At 39.2% G+C, this 7,091-nt stretch carries 8 protein-coding genes; all 8 read left to right on the top strand.

The genetic code is table 11. From position 1 onward, the window contains the following. Window positions 1-314 precede the first annotated feature (314 nt). Window positions 315-1,646: a site-specific integrase gene (locus F1E73_RS16010; protein ID WP_150452512.1), complete on the top strand. Its 1,332-nt coding sequence runs from the start codon at window positions 315-317 to the stop codon at window positions 1,644-1,646. Between the two features lie 4 nt (window positions 1,647-1,650). Then, the gene (locus F1E73_RS16005) at window positions 1,651-2,553 is read left to right on the top strand and encodes a hypothetical protein (protein WP_150452511.1); all 903 of its coding nucleotides are present in this window, start codon (window positions 1,651-1,653) and stop codon (window positions 2,551-2,553) included. Window positions 2,554-2,719: 166 nt separating this feature from the next. After that, entirely contained in the window at window positions 2,720-3,019 is a 300-nt protein-coding gene (locus F1E73_RS16000) for a helix-turn-helix domain-containing protein (protein ID WP_150452510.1), read from the top strand. A gap of 83 nt (window positions 3,020-3,102) precedes the next feature. Next, window positions 3,103-4,065: an AAA family ATPase gene (locus F1E73_RS15995; RefSeq protein ID WP_223883479.1), complete on the top strand. Its 963-nt coding sequence runs from the start codon at window positions 3,103-3,105 to the stop codon at window positions 4,063-4,065. Window positions 4,066-4,137: 72 nt separating this feature from the next. Continuing rightward, window positions 4,138-5,091, top strand: coding sequence for a toprim domain-containing protein (locus tag F1E73_RS15990; RefSeq protein WP_185269624.1), 954 nt, complete (start codon window positions 4,138-4,140; stop codon window positions 5,089-5,091). A gap of 70 nt (window positions 5,092-5,161) precedes the next feature. Next, a complete protein-coding gene (locus F1E73_RS15985; RefSeq protein WP_150452508.1) occupies window positions 5,162-5,524 on the top strand; it encodes a plasmid mobilization protein in 363 nt (120 codons plus the stop codon). Beyond that, entirely contained in the window at window positions 5,505-6,416 is a 912-nt protein-coding gene (locus F1E73_RS15980; protein WP_150452507.1) for a relaxase/mobilization nuclease domain-containing protein, read from the top strand. Before F1E73_RS15985 ends, F1E73_RS15980 begins: the two co-directional genes overlap by 20 nt. Window positions 6,417-6,420: 4 nt before the next feature. Further along, a partial coding sequence (locus tag F1E73_RS15975; protein WP_150452506.1) for a hypothetical protein occupies window positions 6,421-7,091 on the top strand: 671 nt, incomplete at its 3' end.

Raw genomic sequence — 7,091 nt, 5'->3', positions numbered from 1 at the left:
AATGCAAAATTTATCCTCAAATTCCTTGAAGAAAAAACTCTTGGTGAATAATGCGGGTTAATAAAGCCTGGATATTAAAATAGAAGTCCATCAATTAAGTGCAAAAAAAAAGAGGTCTATGAATATTACTTCATAGACCTCTAACTTAAAGTCGGGGTGGCAGGATTCGAACCGTTATCATACCCTATTTTTACTTTCCTTATTTAAACCTGATTATTAGGTATTTACAAATATTATTACCTATCTTTACCTAACCTTACAAAGGTGAAATATGGTAATATTAAGCATTTTTGTCCGAAATATGTCCGAAAAATATGAAAGTAAATTTTTATTTAGACAAGCCCTATAACCCTGATATTGCACCTGAAAAGGTCAAACTGGAACTGGCCAAGGTTGGAGGAAAAAAGAAAAACCTTGCACAGAAGTTCTGGAATCCATCGCTCACTGCGCTGTATCTATTCTTTTCACCGGATAAATCCTGTAGGATAAAATACAGGACAAACTATAAGATTTTACCCAAAAGTTGGGATTTTGAAAAGGAAAGGCTTAAACCAAGTGCCAGCGGAGCGTTGGAATTCAATGTCGAACTGAACAACCTTGCCAACCTCTGCATCCGGGAAGCGATGGGCAAAAAAGACAAAAACCAGTTTCTATCCAAAGAAGATTATAAACAGATCATACAGGGCTGTATCGACAGGGACAATGCGGTAAGCAACGAAATATCCATTTCCCACCTAAAAACACAGTTCCTGTCCTATAAATCCAATTTTGTCAAAGACGGCACACTAAAAGAATACAGGACGGTATTCAAGGGTCTGGAAGACTTTGAAAAACAGAAAGGTATAAATCTTGTCCTTAGGGAACTGGACAGCAAATTTCTCGATCAGTTCGAAGTGTTCCTGAGCAAGAAGAGGAATACGAACGATGAAGAAAAGGAAGGTTTGCTAAATGACACCATACACAAATACATATCCACGTTGAAGGTATTCCTAAAGTGGTGCAACGACAATGATTATCTGGTGCATCCCGACGTTTTCAAAACGCAAAAAACAAACTTTAAGAAGAAAGCCTACAATGAGATCATTGCCCTGTCCGAATCCGAAATAGAAAAACTGATGAACCATGATCTTTCGGACAGACCCAGTCTGGAAAGAGTACGGGATCTGTTCTGTCTATTGTGCTACACAGGGCAAAGATTTGAGGATCTGATCAACTTCGATCCAAAGGATATAAAAAACAATGCTTGGGACTTTATTTCGGTAAAGGTCAAGAAAAGGGTAATCGTACCTTTTGAGGGGTATATAGCCCCTGCAAAAGATATCTTGGAACGTATCGGTTACAGCGTACCCAAGATATCCAACCAGAAGTTCAATGAATACGTAAAAACGGTAGGAAAACTCGCAGGACTGGACGAGACCATCAAGATAACACGGTATTCGGGCAAGCAGAAGCTGGTGATAGAAAAAAGGAAGTACGATTTTCTAACCAGCCATGTCGGCAGAAGATCAATGGTAACGAACCTATTGAGCAGAAACGTACCGATCACGCTTGTACAAAAACTGACGGCACATTCTGACATACGGACTTTAATGAAATACGAATCGGCAAGCACAGATTCGTTAATCGATGCACTCAATAAATTTTAAAACTATGGAAGAAATTTTTTTTAAGTTGAGAAAAGCTTGGAAACTTCGAAAAAACAAATTTGATTTAGGTGGATTTCTGAAAGTAGAGCGTTTCCATACCCCAGGTTATTTAGTGATGTGTATTTTCAGCCTGAAAGAGAACGAATACCTACCCTTTTACCGTTACCACCTACAATACTATTTTGAAAACAACCCTCTTGGCAATGAGCAAACATTTCTTACAAAGGTTATCGAGTACGTTGACCAGGACATTAAATCAAGAGAGACATTGCATTATTACAAAACGATAACCAAAACAAGAATATACAGGCTATCCAAATTTAGAGAAGCCTTAAAACAGGTTGACAAATGGGAAGTAACCTTAACAAATGAGGATCGGATTAAAAAATCCGTTTCTTACGTGCAGGAAATCATGAATTGGCAAAACATAAACGACACAAAGACCGTTCTTTCCAAACTCCTATTTGATGAAGTTGGTTCGGACAAGTTTTTCATTGAGTATAAAAATATCATTGAACAAAGAGATCGTTTACAATCCGAACTGGCCGATAAAATCTCTGAATTGAATGAACAAAAGAAGAAGCACAAAGCAATAGCACCAATGACGAAGGTTCAGATTGTTAGCGGTGATCACAAACCCTTGCTAGATCTTTTGCTTCAAATGAAAGATTTAGAAAACCCTTCGACCAAAAGAAATTATTTACAAGGAAGCCCAGACACATGGGCATCACTACTTTCCAATTACTTTGAATATGGAGACAACAATATTCCTAAGGATAATAATCGAGAAATAAATTGGAATTCTGTCAGAGATTATTTTCTAGGAAAAAGTGGAATATCACTGCTTAAATCACACAACAGAGAAAAGTATTTCCATATCAAGGAATCCAATCGAGATTACACATAAAGTAGCTCCATGATACTTTAAACTAATTTTACTCCCTCAAAACCCCCATGACGTTTAACGATATGGGGATTTTTTATCTCTATACTTCCCAACTTTGCCCATGTTAATTCACTCGAAGAAAGTGGCCACGACTTCGAATCATTAAACGTGTAAACATGAGCAAAGTATGATTCAATTTGACCAAAAAGCCCTTAGGGACTGCATCAAGGATGCTGTAAGGGAAGAACTTCACCTTTTTATTTCAGATGTGAAGCACACATCGGACAACACCGAGAACAGATCTTCCGAAAAACTATTGACCAAAAAGGAAATGGCGGACGAACTTGACATTTCACTCGTCAGCCTGACCGAGTGGATGAAGCAGGGACATATCCCCTACATGCGTATGGGAAAGCGGATCTATTTCAAAAAACAGGAGGTAGTGGCTTCAATGGCCGGCTACAACCGGAACAAAGGAGGTAAATAATGATCTCGTTTAACCAGGACACAGCCACGGCACTAGACAGGGCTATAGTAAAAATAACAGATGAATTTTTAGAACCCCCTATCATGATAACAATCAGCAATTCCGATTCCGTTATCGGTACATTAGGGAATTTCAGCGCATCCACGGGAAAGGCGAAGAGCAGGAAAACATTCAATGTGATTTCATTGGTGGCTGCTGCATTGAGCGGAAAACAGATATTACAATACAAGGTCAAAGTTCCCATAAACCGTCCATTGGTGCTGTACTGCGATACAGAGCAGAGCAAGTTCCATTGCCACAGGTTACTTTCAAGGGTCTACAAGCTCATAAATTACCCGACAACGGAAGTCCATGAAAACCTAAAATTCATATCCTTGAGGGAATACCCCACCAAAGAGCGCATTAGTATCATCGAATATGCCCTGTCCAAATATGCGGGCAGGATAGGTCTAGTGATAATAGACGGGATCAGGGATCTTGTTTACGACATCAATAATGCAACGGAAGCGACTGAAATTACCGGCAAGCTGATGAAATGGTCACAGGAACTTAATATCCATATCCATACCGTACTACACTTAAACAAGGGTGATGACAACACAAGAGGCCATTTGGGGACTGAATTGAACAATAAGGCAGAATCCATCTTACAGGTCACCAAAAGCGATCTGGATGCAAACTACAGCACCGTGGCTCCAAAGTTCATCAGGGATATCGAGTTTGAGCCATTTACCTTTTATATAGATGATGGTTTGCCCGTACTGGACGAGAACTTTGACCTGTCAGGCACTGCATCGAGAAAAGGGTTCGACTATCAGGAGCTTTCCAAAGAGAACCATCGGGAAGTGTTACAGGAAATGTTTAACGATAGTGAAATAACCTGCAGTTATGATGACTTTGTCCGAAGATTAAAGGACGCTTATCTAGCAAAAGGCTTCAATTTCGGCATCAATAAAGCCAAACAGCTGAAGACATTTCTGGAAAACAAACGGATAGTCATCAAGAACGATAAGACCTACCGGTTTAATCCTGAATTCTATTACTAAAAAAACAGGTTTAGTTTAGTCCGACCCTATATAGTAATAGACTAAACTAAACCGACTTAAAAGATTACGATTATGACATGTGATGAACTTAAGCGCATACCGCTCATATCCATATTAAATTACCTGCAGATTCCGTGTGCCAGAATGAACAGCCGTGAAGCATGGCTTAGAAATCCGTTCAATGGAGGGAACGAAAGAACCGCTTCGACAAAGGTGGATATACACAGAAATATCTGGTATTCGCATTCGGATGGTTTGGGAGGTAACAACATTGACTTCCTGATGAAGTTTTTGGACACGGACAACCTATCAACAGTATTGGATTGGGCTGATGAAAGAAAAAATATCCTTTCTTTTCACCAGCAGACCGTATTGGATAAAGTACCGATTGTGCAACAGGAAAATAATCGGACGTACACCATACTATCCGTAAAACCACTTACAAACAAAGCGCTGATCGACTATCTGACCGATGTACGCAAAATAGATATTGAAATTGCCAGCGCATACTGTCAGGAAATCTATTACAGGACGGCAAATGGACAGACGTACTTTGCCGTCTGTTTTAAGAATGATGCAGGTGGATACGAACTGCGCAACAGCTATGACAAACGCTCCCTATTGACAAAGGGGATCACTACGATCGGTAACGGTAGCAAAGATGTTGTTGTGTTTGAGGGCTTCACAGATCTGCTGTCCTTTATGACGTTAAAAAAGAATGCAGGTAAGCCGTATCTAAATACGAACTTCTGTATCCTGAATACGACAGCCAATCTGCAAAAAGCATATCCATTCTTAGAGCGACATAACAGAATAACAAGCTATCTGGACACAGATAGCAGTGGCTTAAAATCTTACCACAGTTTGCGAACCCATTTTGAGAAAACGCATGCCGTAAAAAATGGAATGGAAGAATTGCAGAGGCAAGACAACAGGATCAAGGATGTCAATGACTACCTGATATTCAGATCACACAAAGAACAAATTCATAGCACCCAATCTGGAAGAAAGCTATCGAATAGGTAGGAAGCAAGGTTGTGTTTTGGTGACCCCAAAACCGATTGGCTCCCGATGGTCACAGCTAAAAAGAAACAAGATGAAAAATAACAAGAAAAAAGGCGGAAGACCCGCACTCGAAAATAAAAAACAGTTCAGGATCAATGTCCGTTTCGATGAAAGCGAACATAACAGAGTTTTGCATAATGCAAAAATTGCAGGTATGAGCAAATCGGAATGGGTACGCAAATCTGCGATCCTACGAAAAATTACACCTAGGTTTACCGAAGAACAATTGAAAGCTTTTAGGGCGATTACTGGGGCTTCGAACAATCTAAATCAGCTAACTAAAAAAGCACACCAGTCTGGACTGATTGAGGTGGCACAGGAATGCAAAAATACGATCCATCACATTGACCATTGTATCAATAAACTACTGCACCATGATAGCGAAGATAATTGAGGGCCGATCTTTCGGCGGATGCGTTGGATACGCCCTGAAAAAAGATAGTGAGATTATCCATGTAAATGGATTACGGACGGATTCGGCAAAGACCATCACACAGGACTTTAATTTTCAGCGGATGCTGAATCCAAGATTGGGCAAGGCAGTCGGACACATTATTCTTTCGTGGAATACAGAAGATAAAAACAAGCTGAATAATGACATCATGCTATCCGCAGCTAAGCGTTATTTATCAAAATTAGATATTAGGGATACCCAATGCTTAATGGTGCGCCACCACGACCGCCAACATGATCATATCCATATTATTTTTAATCGGGTAAACGATCATGGCAAAACTATCTCCAATAGCAATCAGCGGTATAAGAGCTTTAAAGCTTGTAAAGAATTAAATGCATTATATGGCTTTAAGCAGTCCGAAGGAAAACGAAATGTCAACAGAGGTAGACTGAAAGGTAATGATCTAACGAAATACCAAATTTACGACACCGTCAAGGCAGGCATACGACACAGTAAAAACTGGAAGGAACTACAAAATTATATCCGTTACAGAGGTGTGGAAATGCAGTTTAAATATAGATTGGGGTCGGATGAGGTTCAAGGTATTTCGTTCATCAAAGATGAACAGACATTTCGGGGTTCTGCCATAGACCGCTCATTGAGCTTCGGACAGATCGACAAGGCTTTAAATAGCATAGATAATTCTATTGAACTAAATCAAATTTCTGGAAGCTATGTTTCGAAGGATCATTCTATAGACAGAAATATCGGAGAAACACTTGGTCACATAACATCAGCTTTATTTTCGAACCCCGAAATTACACCAGAGCAAGATGATCCGTTGATCAAGAAAAGAAAAAAGAAAGAGAATTACGGACTAAAACGTTAATACCATGAACACAGAATTAGAAAATATACAGCAACAGGTAAGCGCATTGCAGGAAAACACAGACTTGATCACGCAGGATATTGTACGAATAATGCCTACAATTGTCTCCCTACTTTCTGAAAATGAAAAGAAAATGCAGGAATTTCATGAAATGCGAGCAAAGGATCAGGAACTACTACAACAGATCAAGCAATTTATTAAAAGAGAAAACGATGTACTATCTAAGATCATTAACGATTATGGGACACTTCAGGATGTAGCTAATGAAATCTCCACAATAACTAGACAGGAATTAGCTGTATTAACAATCAAAGAAAAAGACATTGTTTCAAAGATAGCTGAAATTCCTGATCAGGTCATTGTAAAACATCATTACGGCATTGATCTCAAATCAACACCTCTGATCATTGTTATGATAGCATTATCTACCATTATTTCGCTAGGTCTCGGTGTTCTATACGAGAAGAACAAACAATTAGACGATAGAAAATCGTATGAAATGCGTTACCGAATGATAGAATTGGAGCTACCGCATGTAACATCGCATATCGATTCTACTCATTCTCTTAACCCTAAGAAATTCCATAATTTGGTGATTAAAAGAGAGGAAGAAAATAAACTATTAAACAGTATAGACCAAAAACGTCAGGAGATCAAAAACTTAAACAGTCCTGA

Origin of the sequence: Arenibacter lacus (assembly GCF_008711145.1) — a bacterium.
In the GTDB taxonomy this organism is placed as follows: Bacteria; Bacteroidota; Bacteroidia; order Flavobacteriales; family Flavobacteriaceae; genus Arenibacter; species Arenibacter amylolyticus.
This window is presented reverse-complemented; position numbering and strand designations above follow the sequence as displayed.